We start from the raw sequence: 20433 nt of genomic DNA, 5'->3' as shown, positions 1-20433 counted from the left end.
ACGCATGCAACAGGCGTATCCGCGCGACATGATCGGCTATGGCCGCCAACGGCCCCAGGTGAACTGGCCAGGCCAGGCCAGGGTGGCCGTGCAGTTTGTCCTCAACTACGAGGAAGGGGGAGAAAGCAATGTGCTGCACGGTGATGCGGCATCCGAGCAGTTCCTCTCCGAAATCGTGGGCGCAGCGGCCTACCCTGCGCGGCACATGTCAATGGAAAGCCTGTATGAGTACGGTTCGCGGGTCGGGGTATGGCGCATTTTGCGTGAGTTCGAAAAGCGCGAATTGCCGCTGACGGTATTTGCGGTCGGCATGGCGCTGGAGCGCAATCCGGAAGCGGCTGCGGCCTTTGTCGAGCTGGGGCATGAGCTGGCCTGCCACGGTTACCGCTGGCTGCATTACCAGAATGCGGATATCAGCCTGGAGCGCGAACACATGCAGCGCTGTGTCGAAATCATCAGCCAACTGACCGGAGCGCATCCGGCAGGCTGGTATACCGGCCGCGACAGCCCGAATACCCGCCGGCTGGTGGTGGAGGAGGGCGGATTTCTCTACGACGCCGACCACTATGGCGATGAGCTGCCCTTCTGGACGGAAGTCCGCCTGGGCAATGGCCAGTGCAAGCCGCATCTGGTGGTGCCATATACCCTGGATGCCAACGATATGCGCTTTGCCTCAGTGCAGGGCTTCAACACCGGCGAGCATTTTTTCCAGTATCTGAAGGATAGCTTCGACGTGCTGTATGCCGAAGGCGAAACCACGCCGGCCATGCTGTCCATCGGCCTGCATTGCCGCCTGATTGGTCGCCCGGGGCGTTTTGCCGCATTACAGCGTTTTCTCGATTATGTGCAGCAGCATGAGTGGGCATGGGTATGCCGTCGTGTCGATATCGCCCAGCACTGGCTGCGTCATTATCCCCACCCCGCTCTGGAGTCCTGCCGATGAACCAGCCTCTCACCCTGTCATTATTGAACCAGTTGCCATTCGATGATTTTGTCGCGGTGCTGGGCGGTATCTTCGAACACTCGCCCTGGGTGGCAGAGCGTACCGCAGCCTTGCGTCCTTTCCATTCGGTGGCCGAGTTGGCTGCCGTCATGGCCGGGGAAGTGGAAAAGGCCGGCTATGCCGCGCAGATGGCGCTGATCCGGGCTCACCCTGAGCTGGCCGGCAAGGCCGCGATACGCGGCGAGCTGACGGCAGAGTCCAGCACCGAGCAGGCCGGAGCAGGGCTTGATCAATGCAGCCCGGAGGAGTTTGCCCGGCTGACTGAGCTGAACGATGCCTACCGCAGCAAATTCGGCTTCCCTTTCATCCTGGCGGTGCGCGGCTATGACCGGGCGGGCATCATCCGCGAATTCGAACGCCGCTTGCAACTGGGCGTGGAGGAGGAGCGGCGCGAGTGCCTGGAGCAGATCTATCGTATCGGTCGCTTGCGTCTGGAGGCACTGCTCCCGGAAAGCGTTTGTGCATGAGTCCGGAAACGCTGGGCCTCTATCTGTTGGCGATTGCCGTGGTGATTGCCGTACCCGGGCCGCTGTCACTGTTCATGGTGGGCAATGCCCTGCAGTTTGGCGTCTGGAAGAGCTGGCCCGGTATCGCCGGCGGCGTGCTGGCTTCGGTCAGCCTGCTGCTGCTGTCGGCCCTGGGTATCGGCTCCTTGCTGCTGGCATCGCCGCGCAGCTTCCTGCTGCTGCAAGCCATGGGCGCCTGCTACCTGTTTTATCTGGGCATCCGTACCTGGCAGGGACGCAATAGCGCGGCGCGGGCGGCTGATGGTCGCCAGGGACGGGCGCAGTTATTTTCCAAAGCCTTTTTGCTGGGGATCAGCAATCCCAAGGACATCGCTTTTTTCCTGGCCTTGCTGCCGCAATTCATGACGTCGTCCAGACCATTGTTGCCGCAGCTGCTGTGGATGGTGCTGGGCTGGATGGTGGTCGATCTGTTGTGCAAGCTGGCTTATGGCCTGCTGGCCAGCCGGCTGCTGTCCAGCATGGCTGCGCTGCGCCGGCTGTTCCTGATGGCTTCTGCCATCTGTTTTGTGGTGATGGGCGGCGTACTGCTGGGGCAGACCCTGGCCAGCGTTGCCCTGTGAAGGAGTGGTAAGTAGCAAATCGTGTTGGTGGTAAAGCAAAAATAAAGGAGAGAGACATCATGAGTATTGCATTGCATCCCACGGCGACCGTTGTACCTGCTGCGCCGGTTGAATTACCCGAGTTTGCCCGTCGCCATGTCAATCTGGCCGATCCGGATTTTGGTGCTTGCGTGCTGTCCTGCTCGGACGAGTGGTTTGCGCCGGCAGAGCGCATGCTGAAGTCATCGTCACCGGTGTTCGTGGTCGGCAAGTTTGACGATCACGGCAAATGGATGGATGGCTGGGAGACGCGCCGTCGCCGTAATGGCGGGCATGATCATGCGCTCATCCAGTTGGGCCTGCCTGGCGTGATCAAGGGACTGGATATCGATACCAGCCATTTTACCGGCAACTTCCCGCCTGCCGCCTCGGTGGAGGCTTGCCATATCGCCGGCGCACCTGACGAGCATACGGTATGGACCGAAATCCTGCCGGCGGCAGCGCTGGGCAGCAACGCGCATCACTTTTTTGCCATCGATGACCAACGGGTGTGGACACATCTGCGGCTGCACATCTATCCGGATGGCGGCGTGGCGCGTTTTCGGGTGTATGGCCAGCCCGACAGCGACTGGGCGGGCAAGGACCGTTCTGCCCTGCATGAAGTATCGGCGCTACAGCATGGGGGCCGTATCGTTGCCTATAACGATGCCCATTTCGGCGTGCCCTTTCGCCTGATCATGCCTGGTCGTGGCATCAATATGGGCGATGGCTGGGAAACCCGCCGCCGCCGTGAACCCGGCAACGACTGGTGCATCATCCAGTTGGGGCACACTGCCGTTGTCGAGCGTATCGAGGTGGATACCGCCCATTTCAAGGGCAATTATCCGGACAGCGTTTCCATTCAGGCAGCACGGGTGACCCAGGGTACCGATCAGTCCATCGTGACCCAGGCCATGTTCTGGGACACCTTGTTGCCCGAGCAAAAAACTGCCATGGACAAGCAGCACTTTTATGACCGCGAGCAGATCCGCCCGCTGGGGCCGGTCAATCATGTGCGCCTGAACATCTTCCCCGATGGTGGCGTCAGCCGCTTGCGCATCTGGGGCCGTCTGGTTGATTGACAGCCATCAGACCCGCCGATTCTGAAGAGGAGAAACACCATGGCCCAGCTTGTCCTGGAAGCACTGAGCAAGGAAGCGTTCGCCCCTTTTGGCGATGTCATTGAAATCGAAGGCAGCGACTGGTTTCCCATCAATAACGGCAGTACCCAGCGCTATCACAAGCTGGGCATGGTCGAGGTGGTGGGTGAGGACGGGTTGCCCGCCATCAGCATGGCACGTGGCGCAGCCTTTGATTTTCCCCTGAGCATCAGCATGCTCGAACGTCACCCGTTGGGTAGTCAGTCCTTCATCCCCTGCAACGGTGTGCCTTTCATCGTGGTGGTGGCCCCCAGCCTGCCAAACGGCCTGCCGGATGAAAGCGGCTTGCGCGCCTTTCATGCCTATTCCGACCAGGGGGTCAACTATCGCCGTGGCTGCTGGCATCACCCCTTGATCAGTCTGGGGCGGGAAGGAGATTTCATCGTGGTCGACCGTGTCGGTAGCGGGCACAACTGCGATGAGTTTGCCTTGTCCACGAGCTATCGCATCGAGGCCGCCAGCTAGCCTCAATCCCTGATGGTTCCTGCTGTAGTCCTTGTTGTTGATGCAACAGGGTGGCCCCGTCACGTCCGTCGTCAGGCGAGCCACCCACCCGTACAGCGTGTTTTGCGCTGGCGGAAGACTCATGCGAAGGAGAGACTCGATGAACTCGACGCAAACTGTTCATCCGGTGGACGAAAAGCTGCCGCTGGTACAGCTGTTCACACTGGGCTTGCAACACGTGCTGGTGATGTATGCCGGAGCGGTGGCAGTGCCGCTGATTGTCGGTGGCGCTGTCGGGCTGCCGAAGGAGCAGATCGCCTTTCTGGTCAGTGCCGACCTGTTCTGCTGTGGCCTGGTCACGCTGCTGCAATGCCTGGGCTTTAAGGGCTTTGGCATTCGCATGCCGGTCATCATGGCGGTGACCTTTGCCACGGTGGGGCCGATGATTGCCATTGGCCAGAATCCGGCACTGGGCCTGCCCGGCATTTTTGGTGCCACCATGGCTGCCGGCCTGCTGTCGCTGCTGCTGGTGCCGCTGATCGGCCGCTTGATCCGGTTTTTCCCGCCACTGGTCACCGGGGTGGTGATTACCTCCATTGGCTTGTCCATCATCGGTGTCGGCATCAACTGGTCGGCCGGCGGCCTGGGTTCGCCTGATTACGGCAGCCCGCTTTATCTGGGTATTTCACTCAGCGTGCTGATCTTCATTCTGCTGATCATCCGCTTTGCCCGTGGATTCCTGGCCAATATCTCCATCCTGCTGGGCCTGGTGCTGGGTTTCTGCATCGCGCTGCTGCTGGGCAAGGTGGATTTCAACGGCTTGCAGGATGCCAGCTGGTTTGCCCTGATCACGCCCTTCAAGTTTGGTGCGCCACGGTTCGAGCTGTGGTCCATCATCACCCTCACCGTGGTGATGCTGATCGTGTTCATCGAATCGATGGGCATGTTTCTGGCACTGGGGGAAATCGTCGATCGTCCGGTCCGGCGCGATGATCTGGTACGCGGCCTGCGGGTGGATGCACTGGGGACCATGGTGGGTGGCATGTTCAATACCTTCCCGCATACCTCGTTTTCGCAAAACATCGGCCTGGTCAGTATTACCGGGGTCAGCAGCCGCTGGGTGTGCGTGATGTCCGGTTTTATCCTGATCGCTTTTGGCCTGGTGCCCAAGATGTCCATCGTGGTGGCTTCCATTCCCCCCTTCGTGCTGGGCGGGGCCGGTATCGTGATGTTTGGCATGGTGCTGGCCACCGGCATCAAGGTGTTGTCGCGGGTGGATTTTCACAACCGTTACAACCTGTACATCGTCGCCATCAGCCTGGGCATGGGCATGATTCCCACCGTGGCCAAAGACTTTTTTGGCCAGATGCCGGCCGGCATGGCACCGCTATTGCACAGCGGCATCCTGCTGGCCAGCCTGACCGCCGTGGTGCTTAATGCATTTTTCAATGGCCTGGGTCAGGCGGACCTGACCGAAGCCAGCGCCACCGAGGTGATGTCGGTGCCGGGGCATTGAGCTAGTAGACCCGCCTGCGCGCGGGTCGCTGGCTGCCTGATGAGCCGCATGGAAAAGGAAAGGGCGATGCTGCTGGAGGGGGATTGGCTGACCGCGCTGCGGCGGCAACTACCGCAACAAGGTCAGGCCATGCTGGTGACCGTGGTGCGTAGCCAGGGGCAGGTACCGCGCGAAACCGGCGCTCGGCTGGCACTGGCTGAGGACTGGCAAGCCGATTCGCTGGGTGGTGGCTGGCTGGAGCAACAAGCATGCAGCCATGCCCGTCGCCTGCTGGCCCAGCCACAGGTGCTACGGCATTGCCTGTGCTTTCAGCTGGGGCCGGCGGGTGAGTATTGCTGCGCCGGTAAGGTATGGCTGTTGTTTGAGAAGCTGGACCGGCAGGATGAGCCATGGCTGGAACTGGCCTGGCAAGCCCGGCGCGAGGGGCGGGTTTTGCGGCGGACGCTGCTGCTGGATTCTGCTGCGCCCGTGCGTTGCAGCTGGCCTGCCGGCAGCGGTGAGGGAGTGCGCTGGCTGGCCGAGCCAACCGTGCTGCAAGACGATCTGGCGGCGCCCGAACTGACTGTGGTGCTGTGTGGGGCCGGCCATGTCGGACGTGCGGTGAGCCGCCTGCTGGGGGAGCTGCCGGTCCGGCTGATCTGGCTGGATAACCGGCCCGCCATGTTCCCGCTGGCCTGCCCGGAGCATGTCACGACCCTGCTGGGTGGCGTCGAGCTGAACAGACAGTTGCCGGCAGACGCCTGCTGGCTGGTGATGACGCATAGCGATCTGCTGGACTATTGCTGGATCGAGCAGATACTGCAGCGTGCTGACGCGCGCTTTGTCGGCTTGCTGGGCAGTCACAGCAAGCTGGCCAGCTTTAATCTGCGGCTGATGGGCAGCTTGCCGCTGGGGCGGATTGCCTCGATACGCTGTCCGGTCGGCATCGCCGGCATCGACAGTCGCCAGCCGGCCGCAGTGGCCATTGCCGTGGTGGCCGAGCTGCTGCAGCTGTCCGGCACACCGCTGCCGCGACCGCATTCTGGGTAAGGGTATTGAAATCGCTTAACTCTGCCCCTATCTGTCAGCTCACCATTACCCAACCACTGATGAATAGAGACCATGAGCGCACAGAAAGAAACCCTGGGCTTTCAGACCGAAGTCAAGCAACTCCTTCACCTGATGATCCACTCCTTGTATTCCAACAAGGAGATCTTCCTGCGAGAACTCATCTCCAATGCATCGGATGCAGCCGACAAATTGCGTTTTGAAGGTCTGGCCAAGCCCGAGTTGTTCGAGAATGATGCCGAGCTGAACATCACCGTCAGCTTCGACAAGGAAGCCCGCACCATCACCATTTCCGACAACGGCATCGGCATGAACCGTGACGAGGTGATTGCCAATATCGGCACCATCGCCAAATCCGGCACCAAGGCCTTCTTCGAACAGCTATCCGGCGACTCCAAGAAAGACGCCAACCTGATCGGCCAGTTCGGCGTCGGTTTTTACTCGGCCTTTATCGTGGCTGACAAAGTCAGCCTCACCACCCGCCGTGCCGGCAGCGCCGCCAGCGAGGGCGTGCGCTGGGAATCGCAAGGAGAAGGCGAATACACACTGGAACAGGTGGAAAAAGCCGGTCGTGGTACCGACATCGTGCTGCACCTGAAGGAAGGTGAAGACGATTTGCTGAATGACTGGGCACTCAAGCGCATCGTACGGACCTACTCCGATCACATCTCCATCCCCATCCTGATGAAGAAGGGCAATAGCTACGGCGAAAACGGCGAAGTGATCGAAAGCGACGAGCTGGAAGCGGTCAATGCCGCCTCCGCGCTGTGGACCCGCAGCAAGAGCGAGATCAGCGACGAGCAGTACATCGAGTTTTACAAACATGTGGCGCACGACTTCACCGACCCGCTGGCCTGGAGCCATGCCCGTGTCGAAGGCCGCCAGGAATACACCGAGCTGCTGTACATCCCGGCGCGTGCGCCGTTCGATATGTGGGACCGCGAACGCAAGCAGGGCATCAAGCTGTATGTGCGCCGCGTGTTCATCATGGAAGACAGCGACAAGCTGATGCCGCAATACCTGCGTTTTGTGCGCGGGGTGATCGACAGCAATGACCTGCCGCTGAACGTATCGCGCGAAATCCTCCAGGAAAGCAAGGATATCGACGCCATTCGTGCCGGTTGCGTCAAGAAGGTACTGGGCCTGCTGGAAGATCTGGCCAGCAATCAGCCGGAAAAGTATGCGGCATTCTGGAAAGAGTTTGGCCAGGTGCTGAAAGAGGGTGTGGGCGAAGACCACGCCAACAAGGAACGCATTGCCAAGCTGCTGCGCTTTGCCTCCACGGCAGTGGACGGTGACGAGCCGACGGTCAGCCTGAGCGACTATATCGGCCGCATGAAGGAAGGTCAGGACAAGATCTACTTCATCACCGCCGACACCCTGGCCGCTGCCCGCAACAGCCCGCACCTGGAAGTGTTCAAGAAGAAGGGCGTGGAAGTGCTGCTGCTCACCGACCGCGTGGACGAGTGGGTAGTCGGCTCCTTGTTTGAGTTTGACGGTAAGTCGCTACAGTCGGTCGCCAAGGGCCAACTGGACCTGGGCGCACTGGAAGACGAAGCCGACAAGGAAGCCCAGAAGCAGGCTGAAGAAGCTGCCAAGCCGCTGGTGGAAAAAGTGCAGAATGCCCTGGGTGACAAGGTGAAGGAAGTGCGCGCCACGGTGCGCCTGACCGATAGCCCGGCCTGCCTGGTTGCCGGCGAGCATGATATGAGCGCGCATCTGGAGCGCATGCTGAAGGCGGCAGGACAAAAGGTGGAAACCAGCAAGCCGACGCTGGAAATCAACCCGGAACACGTACTGGTGAAACGTCTGGCCGAAGAGTCCGATGCTGGCCGTGCTGCCGATCTGGCCCAGGTGCTGTACGACCAGGCTCTGCTGGCAGAAGGCGGCAAGCTGGAAGACCCGGCCACCTTCGTCAAGCGCATCAACAAGCTGCTGCTGGAGCTGACGGCCTGAGGCTGAATGCACGCAGTGACCTGACAAACCGCCTGTCCTTGGCTGAGGACAGGCGGTTTTTTGTATCCGGTGAGGGCAAGGCAAGCAGGCCTTGCCGGCTGGCGGTGACCGGGCTACTCAAACGGCGTGGCGAGAAAGGCCGGCAGGGCTTCTGCCTGCGCGCTCCATTGCTGCAACAGCGGAAAATCGTCCCAGGCCAATTGCTGTGGCAGCATTTCCCGGCTGAAGCGCCAGGCCACGGCAATACTGATGCCGGCCTGATCCAGCGAGTTGAGTGACAGCGCCTCGCGGCCCAGCTCCTGCTCCAGCAAGCCATAGGCGGCCAGCAGCTGCGCACTGACCCGCTCCTGCCAGGGCTGATGCCGTTTGTCTTCGGGGCGCACGCGCTGCTCGTAAACCAGCTGCACGCTTTTTTCCATGGCGGCCAGCGCCAGCCCCAGCAAGCGCAGCGCACGCTGGCGTTGTGGCAGGGCTGGTGGCATCAGGCTGCGTTCCGGATGCAAGGTGTCCAGATAATCCAGAATCAGGGTGGAGTCCATCAGTGTGCTGCCATCGTCCAGAATCAGGGTTGGTGCCTTGACCACCGGGTTGATGGCCTGAAACTCGGCCAGATGGCGGAATACCGATACCGCACGGTGACTGAAGGGAATCGCCATCAGGCGCAGGCTGATGGCGACACGGCGTACATAAGGGGAATCCAGCATGCCTATCAGTTGCATGATCATCCTTTCCGGTTCAAACGGTTTGGTAATGGCTGCCCAGGCTGAGCCAGGCATGTTGCGCAGCTGCCTGTTCGGCGCAGAGCCGTAGCTCCAGCTGGCCACGGCCCTCCAGCAATAATTTGCCGGCAGGCAGGTCGACGGTTTCGCCATCGTGCAGGCAAATGTCCTGGCCATCAATGGTCAGCCAGTGCGCGCCGCTGCGGGCAAACAGCTGGCAGCGCCGGGCAAGCTGTAGCACCAGCAGTTCGCCATCCGCCAGTTCCAGCCGTAATGAATGGGCCATGGTCATCTCCTTGCGTGGGGGTGAGTTCACTATAAGCGTCGGGCTGGCTGCGGAAAATTGATATTTATTTGGAATTCATGTTAGTTTTTCTTACATGAGAGCCTTGCCACCCCTATCTGCCCTGCGCAGTTTCGAAGCACTGGCCCGCCTGGGTAGCGTCACCCTGGCCGCCAGCGAGCTGCATGTCACCCACTCGGCCATCAGCCAGCAAATACGCCAGCTGGAGGACTTGCTGGGTGTGGTGTTGTTTGTGCGTGAGGGGCGTGGTTTGCGCCTGACCGAAGATGGCCGGCTGTATGCGCTGCAGGTGCGGGTCGGTCTGGCAGAATTAACCGAGGCTACACGATTGGTACAGGCACGGCCGCGCGATGGCGAGCTGGTGCTGGCGGTGCTGCCTTCCTTTGGCGCGCACTGGCTGCTGCCGCGCCTGCCACGCTTTCAGGCGCGTTTCCCGCACTACCGCATCAGCCTGCGTGCCAGCCTGGATATCCAGGATTTGCGCCAGGGGCTGGTGGATATCGGCATCCGCATGGGGCAGGGCGATTGGGAGGGGCTGCAACAACAGCATTTGTTTGATGACGAACTGGTGGTGGTGGCTGCGCCAAGCTTCCGTCAAGGGCGGTTGCCGCGCACGCCGGCCGAGATCGTGGCCGGGCCGGTGGTGCGTACGGTGGAGAGCTGGATGGGCTGGTGTCAGGCTGCCGGCGTGGCCGAGCCGGCCCAGGCCGGTTTGTGGATCAACGATTCCAATCTGGTGCTGCAGGCGGTACAGCAGGGGCAGGGGGTGGCGCTGGAGCGGCGCAGCCTGGTGCATGCCGCCTTGCAAGCCGGCACGCTGGTGCAGCTGAGTGATATCGTGGTGTCTTATCCTTACCCGCACTGGCTGGTGTGGCCGGCGCGGGAGAGTTCGCAGCGCAAACAGCGTGATTTTGCCGGCTGGATGGCAGAAGAAGTGGCCGCGTATCAACAGGAATTGGCACAGGCCGCCCACTGACCTTGCCAGCGGCGCCGGGAAAATCGACTAAAGGAAAACATTTGTGGCCTTGTTGAAGTTATTGCTGTTGTTTGGCCTGACCGCTCTGGCCGAGATTACCGGCTGCTATCTGCCCTGGTTGTGGCTGAAGCAGCAGGGCTCGGTCTGGCTGTTGCTGCCGGCGGCGCTGGCACTCCTGCTGTTTGTCTGGCTGCTGACCCTGCATCCGGCCGCGGCGGGGCGTGTCTATGCTGCTTATGGCGGTGTCTACGTGGTGGTGGCCTTGCTGTGGCTGTGGCTGGTCGATGGGGTGCGGCCGGGACTGTGGGATGTGCTGGGGGCCACGCTGGCGCTGCTGGGGATGGGCATCATCATGCTGGCACCGCGGCAGGCATGAGCGTGGGGGGGCGCAACAAAAAACCGGGACTGGCCCGGTTTTTTCATGTGCCTGGCTCAGACTGCGGGTGGCTGGGTATCGATGAAAGACTGACGGGTGGACAAGCGTTCCAGCAGGGTGGCCAGATTGGGATAGCTGGCACGCCAGTCGATGGCGGGGAAGCGGAAATCCAGATAGGCCAGGCAGCAGCCGACGGCGATATCGGCCAGGCTGTAGCTCTCGCCATTGCACCACTGGCGTTCACCCAGGTCGCTGGACAGGGCGGCCAGGCCGCGGTCTACCTTGTCCTGCTGGCGGGCAATCCACTCCGGCATCTGCTTGTCGGCCGGGCGGCGCTGCTCCAGCACGATGGCCACCACAGCATCGGTGATGCCATCGGCCAGCGCTTCCCAGCGGCGGGTGTTGATCAGGCGGCGGTTTTCCTGCGGTAGCAGGCGCGCCACCGGCGAGATATTGTCCAGGTATTCCACGATGACCCGTGAATCGAACAGGGTGCTGCCGTCATCCAGCTCCAGCACGGGGACCTTGCCCAGTGGATTGTAATGCGGGACCTGGCTGTCCGGATTCCATGGCATGTCCTCTTCCAGCGGGCAATCAATCTTCTTGTCGGCCAGCACGATGCGTACCTTGCGGGCATACGGGCTGGTGAGGGAGGCAATCAGTTTCATGGTGGTAGGGTGCTCGGCGGGTCGTAAAAGCGGGCTGATGAACTCAGCCCGTTATGTGCTTACTTTAGCGCATGGCTGCGCATGCATAAAGCCCTAGTTGAGTGTGAGCTAGTCGAGTTCGATCTTGCCGGTAATCTGCAGCTGCAGCTGGCTTTGCCCCGGCTGCCAGTCTGGCTGGGCCACATCCATCTCCTTGGCCATGGGCGCGGCGGCGGCCCGCATCAGCATGGGGGGGCGATAAGCCGGGGCGGCATTGCCGAATTCCAGTTCCTTGATGGTGACCCGGCTTTTCCCCAGGGTTTTGGCGGTGATATCGGCTTGTTGCTGCATTTCTGCCAGTGCGGCCGGAATCATGGCTTTTTCAGCGGCGCGGCGGGCATTATCGGAAACACTGAACTGCACACCCTCCAGCAGCATGGTTTTTTGCAATTGTGCGACCAGTTCCGCCGCCTGCGTCATGTTGCGGCTTTTCAGGCGGATTTCCGCCCGGCCTTGCCAGCCATTGATCTTGCCGCCTTTGTCATAGCTGGGCCAGCTATTGTAGCTGCCGCTACTCAGCTCCACCTGCGGGTAGGCCTTGCCGGCCGCCAGGCCACGGGCAATGCCCTTGTTCAGGTGGTCTGCCAGCAGCGCGGGCTGCTCGCTCCTGTCCTGCAAATACAGTGTGGCCTGCAGCTGGTCATTGGCCACTTCCTGCTGGGCTGAGGCGGAAAGACGCAATTCGATAGTGTCGGCCGCGCTGGCCATGGCCGACACCCCGGACAGGCTGGCCCAGATCAGGGCGGGGATGAGGTAGTTGTTCATGCAAGCTCCCTGCTGATGTTTTCAAACAGGCTTTTGAGCAGAGTTGCTGCAGAAGGTTCGTTTTTATGACAAGAAAATGGTCGTTGGCTGGGCTGTGCCGTCCCAGCCAACGATCTTGCGCAGGCTCAGCCCAGCAACAGGGCGTCGTCGTCCAGCTTTTCGCCCCGTGTCTGCTCGAACATGGCCAGCAGGTCGGGCACATCCATGCGGCTGCGCTCCTCACCGCTGACATCCAGCACCACCCGGCCCTGATGCAGCATCACGGTGCGATGGCCATGATCCAGCGCCTGGCGCATGGAGTGGGTCACCATCAGCGCGGTCAGCTGGTTTTCGCTGACGATGCGGTCGGTCAGTTGCAGCACGAAGGCGGCGGTTTTGGGGTCGAGCGCAGCGGTGTGCTCGTCCAGCAGCAACAGGCGCGAAGGCTGCAAGGACGCCATCAGCAGGCTCACTGCCTGGCGCTGGCCACCGGAGAGCAGGCCCATGCGGTCGCCCAGCCGGTTTTCCAGCCCCAGTTGCAGGGTGGCCAGCTTGGCGCGGAATTGTTCGCGATAGCTGGCTTTCACTGCCCGTGACAGACCGCGCCCCTGGCCGCGCTGCATGGCCAGCGCCAGGTTTTCCTCGATGGACAGGCCTTCGCAGGTGCCGGCCAGCGGGTCCTGGAACACACGGGCTACCAGCCCGGCGCGTTGCCAGGCCGTCTGGCGCGTCACATCCTGGCCATCGATAAACAGGCTGCCGCTATCCGGGCTGATGTCGCCGCTGATGGCATTGAGAAAGGTGGATTTGCCCGCGCCATTGCTACCGATCACGGTGACGAACTGGCCGGATTCGATGGTGAGCGACAGGCCGCGCAGCACCGGGTTTTCCAGCGGCGTACCGGGGTTGAAGGTTTTGAACAGATTGTCGGCGCGCATCATGCGGTGCGTCCTCCTTGCTTGTTGCGCAGTTTGGCCTTGATCTTGGGCAGTACCAGCGCCAGACCCACCAGCACGGCGGTAATGAGGTTCAGGTCCTGCGCTTGCAGGCCGATGAAGTCGGCATTCAGGGCCAGGGCAATCAGCAGGCGATAGAGCAGGGCGCCCAGCACGGTGGCCAGGGTCACCAGCCACAGGCTGCGTGGTGGCAGCAGGGTTTCGCCAATGATCACCGCCGCCAGGCCGACCACGATGGTGCCGATACCCATGGAAATGTCGGCACCGCCCTGGGTTTGCACATAGAGGGCGCCGGCCAGGGCAATCAGCGCATTGGATAGCGCCATGCCGGCCAGGGTCATGCGGTCGGTGGAGATGCCCTGGGCACGCGCCATGCGCGGATTGGCGCCGGTGGCGCGCAGCGCCAGTCCGGCTTCGGAGGCAAAGAAGGCATCCAGCAACAGCTTGGCCAACACCACGATGACGGCCAGTACCGCCGGCTGGATCAGCCAGGCATTGTCATTGACGGTGCTGACAAAGGGGGTGAACACAGTGGGCAGGCCGATCAGCGCGATATTGGGCGCGCCCATGATGCGCAGGTTGATCGAGTACAGCGCAATCATCACCAGGATGCTGGCCAGCAATTGCAGTATGCCCAGGCGGACGTTCAGCCAGGCGGTGAGCCAGCCGGCGGCGGCGCCGGCGATGGCGGCCAGGCCACAGGCCAGCCACGGGTCATGGCCGCCGGCAATCAATACGGCGGCGACGGCACCGCCCAGCGGGAAGCTGCCGTCGGCGGTGAGATCGGGGAAATTGAGCAGGCGAAAGGAAATCAGCACGCCCAGTGCGACCAGCGCAAAGATCAGGCCGATTTCCAGCGCGCCCATCAGTGAAATCAGGGACATGAAAACCTCTACGACAAACCGGCTGCCCGGATGGGGGAGCCGGCGGGCCCTGCCAGGGCAGGCAGGGCGGTGATGACGGACAAAGCCCCGACGGCCATCAGGCCATCAGGGCAGGGCTGCGCAGCTATTGCTTACTTGACGGTGTTCTGGGCTTCTTTCAGCAGGGTGGCTGACAGCGGGGCACCTTGCTTCATGGCGGCAGACGGGTTAACGGTCAGGCTCAGCTTGCTGCCCACTTCCGGGGCAATGCTGCCGGGCTTTTCACCCTTCAGGATGCGGATGACGATCTTGCCGGTCTGGCGGCCCATGTCGTAGTAGTTCATGCCCAGGGCGGCGATGGCACCACGCTTGACCGAATCGGTATCCGAGGCAATCAGCGGCAGTTTGGCCTGGTTGGCCACGGCCACCAGCGATTCGTAAGTGGACACCACATTGTTGTCGGTGCTGGTGTAGATGGCATCCACCTTGCCGATCAGGCTCTTGGCGGCCGGGGCCACGTCGACGGTACGGGCGGCCGGGGCTTCCACCAGGGTCATGCCGCGCTTGGCCAGCTCGGCCTTCAGCTCTTTGGCCACGATGGTGGAGTTGACTTCACCCGGGCTATAAACCATGCCGATGCGTTTGGCGGCCGGTTTCACTTTCAGGATCAGGTCCACCTGCGGGCCCAGCGGCAGCATGTCGGATACACCGGTGACATTGCTGCCACTGGGTTTCCAGCTGCTCACCAGCTTGGCAGCCACCGGATCGGTGACGGCAGTGAACACGATGGGCAGGGTCTTGCTGGCGGCCACCAGGGCCTGGGCGGACGGGGTGGCGATGGCGACGGCGACGTCCGGCTTGTCACCGACGAATTTGCGGGCGATCTGGCCGGCCGTGGCCGGGTTGCCCTGGGCGCTCTGGTATTGCACCTTGACCTTGTCTTCACCGTAGCCGGCGGCTTTCAGTTCATCGGTGATGCCCTTGCGTGCAGCGTCCAGTGCCGGGTGATCGACGATGGCGGTAATGGCGACAGATTGCATTTCCGCCGCGGCGGCAGACAGGGACAACACGGCAGCGGCAGCGGCCAGCAGTTGGCGATGGCGTAGGGACATGGCGTTTCCTTGTGAGTCAGGATAGATTTTTTTGGAAAATGTTTATTTCGCGCAATTTTATTCCAATGCCAAAGATTTTTCTTGCTGCGGTGCGCAATAAAATGGCTGAAATTGGATATTGGAGACAGGAAGTTGCCGATTCGGCGGGTAGGCATAAAAAAAGCGGCCCGGATCACGGGCCGCATGAGTGTAAGCTGGCAAATTGCCAGCTATAGGGTCGATCGTTTAATCGATGTAGTCGTAGCCTGGCAGGGTCAGGAACTCGACAAAGTCGTCCGAGGTGGTCAGCAGGTCGAACATGCCGGCCGCGTCTTCGTATTGCTTGGTCCAGCGGCTGCCGTATTCGGCTTTCAGCTTGGCCACTTCCGCGGCCTGCAGTTCGCGGAACAGTTCCACCGTCACCTTGCGGCCATCATCCAGCACGCCCTTGGGGCTGCGAATCCACTGCCAGATCTGCGAGCGGGAAATTTCTGCAGTAGCAGCGTCTTCCATCAGATTATGGATGGGCACGCAGCCGTTGCCGGAAATCCACGAGCCCAGATACTGGATACCCACATTGATGTTCATCGCCAGGCCGGCTTCGGTGATCGGCGCTTCCGGCTGGAAGTTCAGCAGATCGGCAGCGGTAACGTTCACATCCGGGCGCTGCTTGGCAATCTGGTTAGGCGCATCGCCCAGCACGCGGCTGAAGGCTTCGTTGGCAATCGGCACCAGCCCCGGGTGCGCTACCCAGCCGCCGTCGTAGCCGTCGGTGGCATCGCGGTCCTTGTCGGCCTTCACACCGCCCAGTGCCTTTTCATTGGCAACCGGATCGTTCTTGATCGGAATCAGCGCCGCCATGCCGCCGATGGCCGGTGCGTTGCGCTGGTGGCAGGTTTTCAGCAGCAGCAGGGCATAGGCACGCATGAAGGGCACGGTCATGGTGATCTGTGCGCGGTTGGCCAGGCAGAAGTCGCGGTTCTGCTTGAACTTCTTGATGCAGCTGAAAATGTAGTCCCAGCGGCCGGCATTCAGGCCGGAGCTGTGTTCGCGCAGTTCGTAGAGGATTTCGTCCATCTCGAAAGCCGCGAGAATGGTTTCGATCAGTACGGTGGCCTTGATTGTGCCTTGCGGGATACCCAGCTCGTTCTGGGCAAACACGAATACATCGTTCCACAGGCGTGCTTCCAGATGGCCTTCCATCTTCGGCAGGTAGTAATAGGTGGCGCTGCCCACGCTTTGCAGATAGGCGATGTTGTGGAAGAAGGACAGGGCAAAGTCGAACAGCGAACCCGAGACAATCTCACCATCCACGGTGACATGCTTTTCCATCAGGTGCCAGCCGCGCGGACGCAGGATCAGCGTGGCCACGCTATCGTTCAGGCGGTATTGCTTGCCGTCCGGATTGGCAAAGGAAATGGTCTTGCGATAGGCATCGCGCACATTGATCTGGCCGCTGATCTGGTTTTCCCAGCTCGGACAGTTGGAGTCCTCGAAGTCGGCCATGAAGCTCTTGGCACCGGAATTCAGCGCATTGATCATCATCTTGCGGTCAACCGGCCCGGTGATTTCCACGCGGCGGTCCAGCAAATCCTGCGGCAGCGGGGCAATCTTCCAGTCGCCAGCACGGATGGCGGCGGTTTCCGGCAGGAAGTCCGGCAGCTTGCCGGCATCCAGTTCGGCCTGGCGTACCACGCGGGCGGCGATCAGTTCGCGGCGGCGCGCTTCAAACTGGCGGTGCAGCTTGGCCACAAAGGCCAGCGCCTCGGTGGTGAGGATTTCTTCAAACGCCGGGGTCAGCGGGGCGAGGATTTCCACGCCTTGCGGAAGGGTGACAGCCATGTGCTTGCTCCTGATTGAATTGCCGTGGGCGGCGGACTACCGTCCTGATTGATCAAAATGCTGCATTGCGATGACAGCCAGTGTATCTAGCCAAACAGTAAAAAAAAATGCATAAATAGGCATAACATCTTTTACTTTCAAGTATGCAATGAGCGAATTCAAGCAGCTGGAAACCTTTGTCGCTGTGGTCAATCACGGCAGCCTGTCGGCAGCTGCACGCCAGCAAGGGGTGGTGCCGGCCATGATAGGGCGGCGGCTGGATGCGCTGGAGGAGCGGCTGGGGGTGAAATTGCTGGTGCGTACCACGCGCAGCGTGACCCTGACCCAGGAGGGGGCAGCGTTTTTCGAAGACTGCCAGCGCATCCTGTCCGAGCTGTCCGAGGCCGAGGCGGCGGTGGCCTCCGGCAGCGGCCGGGCGCGTGGCCATTTGCGCGTGTCGGCACCAGCCGGGTTTGGCCGGCGCCATGTGGCCCCGCATATTGCGGCCTTTCAGCTGGCGCAGCCGGATATCCGGGTCACACTGGACTTGTCTGACCGGCTGATCGACTTGCAGCGCGAACGCATCGACTGCGCCATCCGTATTTCTGATCTGGCCGACTCCTCGCTGGTGGCGATGCGACTGGCGGAAAACCGCCGCGTGGTGGTGGCCTCGCCGGCCTATCTGGCTCGACATGGCATTCCACGTACGCTGGACGAGCTGGCCAGCCATAACTGCCTGTCGCTGGGCGAGAGCCAGAGCCGTGGCTGGAGCTTCGAGCGCGATGGCGAGCTGATCAACCTGCGCGTGTCCGGGCGGCAGGAGTGCAATGACGGTGCCGTGCTGCACGACTGGGCCTTGCAGGGCCTGGGCCTGGCCTGGCGCTCGCTGTGGGAAGTGAAGGATGATGTGTCGGAAGGGCGGCTGGTGACGGTGCTCGACCAGTTTGCCGCACCGGACTACCCGGTGTATGCGGTGGTGCCGCAGCGACGCTTTCTGCCGGCACGGGTGCGGCATTTCATCGAGCATCTGCGGCAGATTTATACCGCACCGGGCTATTGGGATTGAGCAGCGGCATTGCCGCCTGCCTGGCCGCTGCGGCGGTTCCCGGCCGACTGCCATGCCTGTGGCTTTCCCCGCCATGTCTGGCGATGCCAGCATCCACGCCTGCCGCTGATTCAGTCTGCTGTCATGGCAGGTTGTTGCATTGGCTTGCATCCGGGTGAGCCAGGCTTGCACCAGGGCAAACTGCGGTCAAATAGGCATGGCATTGCGTTTTTTTGGCAATTTCTACCGGATTATTGGTCGGGTAGTGCCATTAACTGCCTTGTCTTGCAGACTTATGACAGCTTTGCAGCAAATCCTGCTGCCAGAACTGCCCGGTAATGGATAATGGATACACTTTGTCCGATTTTATGGCTTGAACTGTTCCCCCCTTCCTGTAAGATCGCGCGTTTTCCGTTGCAGTGCCCTGCGTTGAGGTGTCGGTCACGAACCGGCAACAGACGGGGCAGCCACGGAAGGGCTGAGTATGATCATCAACGCCGGCTACCCCGCTGCCCAAACATGGCAAGGGGAGCGGCGCACACAGGATAGTCTGAACATGAGTTTGATGCGCAAGAAGAGCGTTCAGGGCATGCTGGAATTTGCCCAGACCGCCAAAGGGCTTCGCAAGGAGCTGACGGCTTTCGACCTGACCATGCTGGGGATCGGCGCCATCATCGGCACCGGCATTTTCGTGCTGACCGGCACCGGTGCCACCGTGGCCGGTCCGGGCCTGGTGCTGTCCTTCATCATCGGCGCCTTTGCCTGCGGTTTTGCCGCACTGTGCTATGCCGAATTTGCGGCCATGCTGCCGATTTCCGGCTCCACCTACACTTATGCTTATGCCACGCTGGGCGAGCTGATCGCCTGGATCATCGGCTGGGACCTGATGCTGGAATACCTGCTGGCCTCCTCGGCGGTATCCGTGGGCTGGTCCGGCTACTTCCAGAGCCTGCTGGGCGGTTTTGGTGTACACCTGCCGGAGGCCCTGACCGCCGCTGCCGGTGCCGTACCGGGCAAGAGCACCCTGTTCAACCTGCCGGCCTTTACCATCGCCATGCTGATCACCGCCTTGCTGGCCTTTGGCATCAAGGAATCCAAGCGGGTCAACAATATCGTGGTGCTGATCAAGGTGGCCGTGGTGCTGATGTTCATCGCCATCGGCATCTGGCACGTCAAGCCGGTCAACTGGAGCCCGGCCCTGCCTTATGGCATGAACGGCGTGTTCCATGGCGCGGCCATCGTATTCTTCAGCTTCCTGGGTTTTGATGCCGTCACTTGCGCGGCAGAGGAAGTGAAAGACCCGGCGCGTGACATTCCCAAGGGCGTGATCTGGTCGCTGGCCATCTGCTCCATCCTGTATGTCATCGTGTCGGCCATCATGACCGGCATCGTGCCTTACGCCCAGTTTGCCGGCATCGACCACCCGGTTTCGCTGGCCCTGCAAGTGGCCAAGCTGGACTGGTTTGCCGGCTTTGTCGACCTGGGTGCCATTCTGGGCATGCTGACGGTGATTCTGGTGATGACCTACGGTCAGACCCGCATCCTGTTCGCCATGAGCCGCGATGGCCTGCTGCCGAAGATCTTCTCCGAGGTGAACCCCAAATACGGCACGCCGTACAAGGCCACCTGGCTGATCGGCACCATCATTGCGCTGATTGCCGGTTTCATTCCGCTGCACACCCTGGCCGAGCTGGTGAACATCGGTACCCTGGCGGCGTTCTCGCTGATTGCCATTGCCATCATCAAGCTGCGCAAGACCGAACCCAATCTGCCGCGCAAGTTTGTCTGCCCGGGCGTCCCTTATATCCCGGCACTGGCGGTGATCTTCTGCGTGTTCCTGATGGCGCAGCTGTCGGCACTGACCTGGCTGTGCTTCGTGGTATGGCTGGTGATTGGCCTGGTGGTGTACTTCGGCTATTCGCGCAAGCACTCCCACCTGCACAAACCGTCCTGAGCCAGATATGGCCCATGAAAAAGCCACCGGTAACGGTGGCTTTTTTTACATCTGCAATCGGCCGGATCAGCCGCGCAGCTTGGCGGCGATGGCAGCCACGCGCGCGCCGTATTGCTTGGCAGTGTCCAGATCACCTTGCGGGATTTCATCCACGCTGGCATCCGACGGGGATTGCACCAGCAGGCCAACCGAACCGCCCAGGTTATTGACGTCGGTACGCGCTGCCGCCTTGCTGTTGCTGGGCAGCAGGCCCAGGCTGACCCAGATGCCGCCGTGCTGCGAAGCCAGGGTCTGCAGATTGATCAGCGCTACCTGCTTGTCGCCGTTCAGGCTGGCGCTATTGGTAAAGCCGCCAAACACCTTGTCCTGCCAGGCACGGGTAAACCAGGCCTTGGAGCTGGCATCGGCAAATTTCTTGAACTGCCAGCTCGGGCTGCCCATATAGGTGGGGGAGCCAAAAATGATGGCGTCGGCAGCGGCCAGGGTATCCCAGGCGCTGTCCGGCACATTGCCTTCGGCATCGATGGCGATGAGTTCGGCATGGGCACCGGCGGCCACTTGCTGGGCAACGCGCTGGGTATGACCGTAACCGGAGTGATAAACGACGACGACTTTTGCCATGGAAACAACCTTTTTTCTGGTGATG

At 61.3% G+C, this 20433-nt stretch carries 21 protein-coding genes; 12 read left to right on the top strand and 9 right to left on the bottom strand.

The genetic code is table 11. The annotated features are described in order from the left end of the window. The first annotated feature begins 4 nt into the window (after positions 1 to 4). The 8 genes from puuE (at position 5) to htpG (ending at position 8231) form a co-directional block, all read left to right on the top strand. On the top strand, positions 5 to 943 hold the full coding sequence (puuE, locus tag DFR38_RS15835; RefSeq protein WP_059285777.1) for an allantoinase PuuE: 939 nt from the start codon (positions 5 to 7) through the stop codon (positions 941 to 943). Next, positions 940 to 1470 carry a 2-oxo-4-hydroxy-4-carboxy-5-ureidoimidazoline decarboxylase gene (uraD, locus tag DFR38_RS15830; protein WP_059285776.1) on the top strand — a complete coding sequence of 177 codons (531 nt, stop codon included), beginning with the start codon at positions 940 to 942 and terminating at the stop codon, positions 1468 to 1470. The genes puuE and uraD overlap by 4 nt, the downstream gene beginning before the upstream one ends. Beyond that, complete coding sequence (locus DFR38_RS15825) at positions 1467 to 2090, top strand: LysE family translocator (RefSeq protein ID WP_059285775.1); 624 nt, start codon at positions 1467 to 1469, stop codon at positions 2088 to 2090. Before uraD ends, DFR38_RS15825 begins: the two co-directional genes overlap by 4 nt. Before the next feature lie 59 nt (positions 2091 to 2149). Continuing rightward, complete coding sequence (alc, locus tag DFR38_RS15820; RefSeq protein WP_059285774.1) at positions 2150 to 3190, top strand: allantoicase; 1041 nt, start codon at positions 2150 to 2152, stop codon at positions 3188 to 3190. 39 nt (positions 3191 to 3229) lie between these two features. Beyond that, the gene (locus DFR38_RS15815; RefSeq protein WP_059285773.1) at positions 3230 to 3733 is read left to right on the top strand and encodes an ureidoglycolate lyase; all 504 of its coding nucleotides are present in this window, start codon (positions 3230 to 3232) and stop codon (positions 3731 to 3733) included. 139 nt (positions 3734 to 3872) lie between these two features. Then, a complete protein-coding gene (locus DFR38_RS15810; protein WP_082693411.1) occupies positions 3873 to 5228 on the top strand; it encodes a nucleobase:cation symporter-2 family protein in 1356 nt (451 codons plus the stop codon). A 39-nt stretch (positions 5229 to 5267) separates the two neighbouring features. Then, positions 5268 to 6257 carry a xanthine dehydrogenase accessory protein XdhC gene (gene xdhC, locus DFR38_RS15805; protein ID WP_059285771.1) on the top strand — a complete coding sequence of 330 codons (990 nt, stop codon included), beginning with the start codon at positions 5268 to 5270 and terminating at the stop codon, positions 6255 to 6257. Positions 6258 to 6329: 72 nt separating this feature from the next. Next, positions 6330 to 8231, top strand: a complete 1902-nt coding sequence (gene htpG / locus DFR38_RS15800) for a molecular chaperone HtpG (RefSeq protein WP_059285770.1) — start codon at positions 6330 to 6332, stop codon at positions 8229 to 8231. A 113-nt stretch (positions 8232 to 8344) separates the two neighbouring features. On the opposite strand, the gene DFR38_RS15795 is transcribed toward htpG, so the two are convergent. Beyond that, positions 8345 to 8950, bottom strand: coding sequence for a glutathione S-transferase family protein (locus DFR38_RS15795; RefSeq protein ID WP_059285788.1), 606 nt, complete (start codon positions 8948 to 8950; stop codon positions 8345 to 8347). Between the two features lie 16 nt (positions 8951 to 8966). Next, complete coding sequence (locus DFR38_RS15790; RefSeq protein ID WP_082693414.1) at positions 8967 to 9236, bottom strand: DUF2917 domain-containing protein; 270 nt, start codon at positions 9234 to 9236, stop codon at positions 8967 to 8969. A 94-nt stretch (positions 9237 to 9330) separates the two neighbouring features. Between DFR38_RS15790 and DFR38_RS15785 the strand changes: the two genes are divergently transcribed. After that, the gene (locus DFR38_RS15785) at positions 9331 to 10230 is read left to right on the top strand and encodes a LysR substrate-binding domain-containing protein (protein ID WP_110313614.1); all 900 of its coding nucleotides are present in this window, start codon (positions 9331 to 9333) and stop codon (positions 10228 to 10230) included. Positions 10231 to 10282: 52 nt separating this feature from the next. Then, the gene (locus DFR38_RS15780; protein WP_059285787.1) at positions 10283 to 10606 is read left to right on the top strand and encodes a YnfA family protein; all 324 of its coding nucleotides are present in this window, start codon (positions 10283 to 10285) and stop codon (positions 10604 to 10606) included. 56 nt (positions 10607 to 10662) lie between these two features. Here the strand turns inward: DFR38_RS15780 and DFR38_RS15775 are convergent, their stop codons facing one another. From DFR38_RS15775 to aceB, 6 genes are all read right to left on the bottom strand, one after another. Continuing rightward, a complete protein-coding gene (locus DFR38_RS15775; protein ID WP_059285768.1) occupies positions 10663 to 11274 on the bottom strand; it encodes a glutathione S-transferase in 612 nt (203 codons plus the stop codon). A 108-nt stretch (positions 11275 to 11382) separates the two neighbouring features. Further along, the gene (locus DFR38_RS15770) at positions 11383 to 12078 is read right to left on the bottom strand and encodes an SIMPL domain-containing protein (RefSeq protein WP_059285767.1); all 696 of its coding nucleotides are present in this window, start codon (positions 12076 to 12078) and stop codon (positions 11383 to 11385) included. 125 nt (positions 12079 to 12203) lie between these two features. Continuing rightward, positions 12204 to 12998 (bottom strand): ABC transporter ATP-binding protein, encoded by a 795-nt coding sequence (locus DFR38_RS15765; RefSeq protein ID WP_059285766.1) that lies wholly within the window; start codon positions 12996 to 12998, stop codon positions 12204 to 12206. Further along, positions 12995 to 13897 carry an ABC transporter permease gene (locus tag DFR38_RS15760; protein WP_110313613.1) on the bottom strand — a complete coding sequence of 301 codons (903 nt, stop codon included), beginning with the start codon at positions 13895 to 13897 and terminating at the stop codon, positions 12995 to 12997. Before DFR38_RS15760 ends, DFR38_RS15765 begins: the two co-directional genes overlap by 4 nt. Positions 13898 to 14028: 131 nt before the next feature. Beyond that, a complete protein-coding gene (locus tag DFR38_RS15755) occupies positions 14029 to 14988 on the bottom strand; it encodes an ABC transporter substrate-binding protein (protein ID WP_059287537.1) in 960 nt (319 codons plus the stop codon). Positions 14989 to 15213: 225 nt separating this feature from the next. Then, positions 15214 to 16809: a malate synthase A gene (gene aceB, locus DFR38_RS15750; protein ID WP_110313612.1), complete on the bottom strand. Its 1596-nt coding sequence runs from the start codon at positions 16807 to 16809 to the stop codon at positions 15214 to 15216. A 148-nt stretch (positions 16810 to 16957) separates the two neighbouring features. Here aceB and DFR38_RS15745 point away from each other — a divergent pair, with 148 nt between their 5' ends. After that, on the top strand, positions 16958 to 17854 hold the full coding sequence (locus DFR38_RS15745) for a LysR family transcriptional regulator (protein WP_110313611.1): 897 nt from the start codon (positions 16958 to 16960) through the stop codon (positions 17852 to 17854). Between the two features lie 535 nt (positions 17855 to 18389). Continuing rightward, positions 18390 to 19787, top strand: a complete 1398-nt coding sequence (gene bcaP, locus DFR38_RS15740; RefSeq protein ID WP_059286453.1) for a branched-chain amino acid transporter BcaP — start codon at positions 18390 to 18392, stop codon at positions 19785 to 19787. A 66-nt stretch (positions 19788 to 19853) separates the two neighbouring features. On the opposite strand, the gene DFR38_RS15735 is transcribed toward bcaP, so the two are convergent. Next, on the bottom strand, positions 19854 to 20408 hold the full coding sequence (locus DFR38_RS15735) for a flavodoxin family protein (protein WP_059286451.1): 555 nt from the start codon (positions 20406 to 20408) through the stop codon (positions 19854 to 19856). Positions 20409 to 20433: the final 25 nt, after the last annotated feature.

It is taken from the genome of Aquitalea magnusonii, assembly GCF_003202035.1.
GTDB lineage: Bacteria > Pseudomonadota > Gammaproteobacteria > Burkholderiales > Chromobacteriaceae > Aquitalea > Aquitalea magnusonii.
Note: the sequence above shows the minus strand (reverse complement) of the source record. Positions and strands in the feature narration are given on the sequence as shown.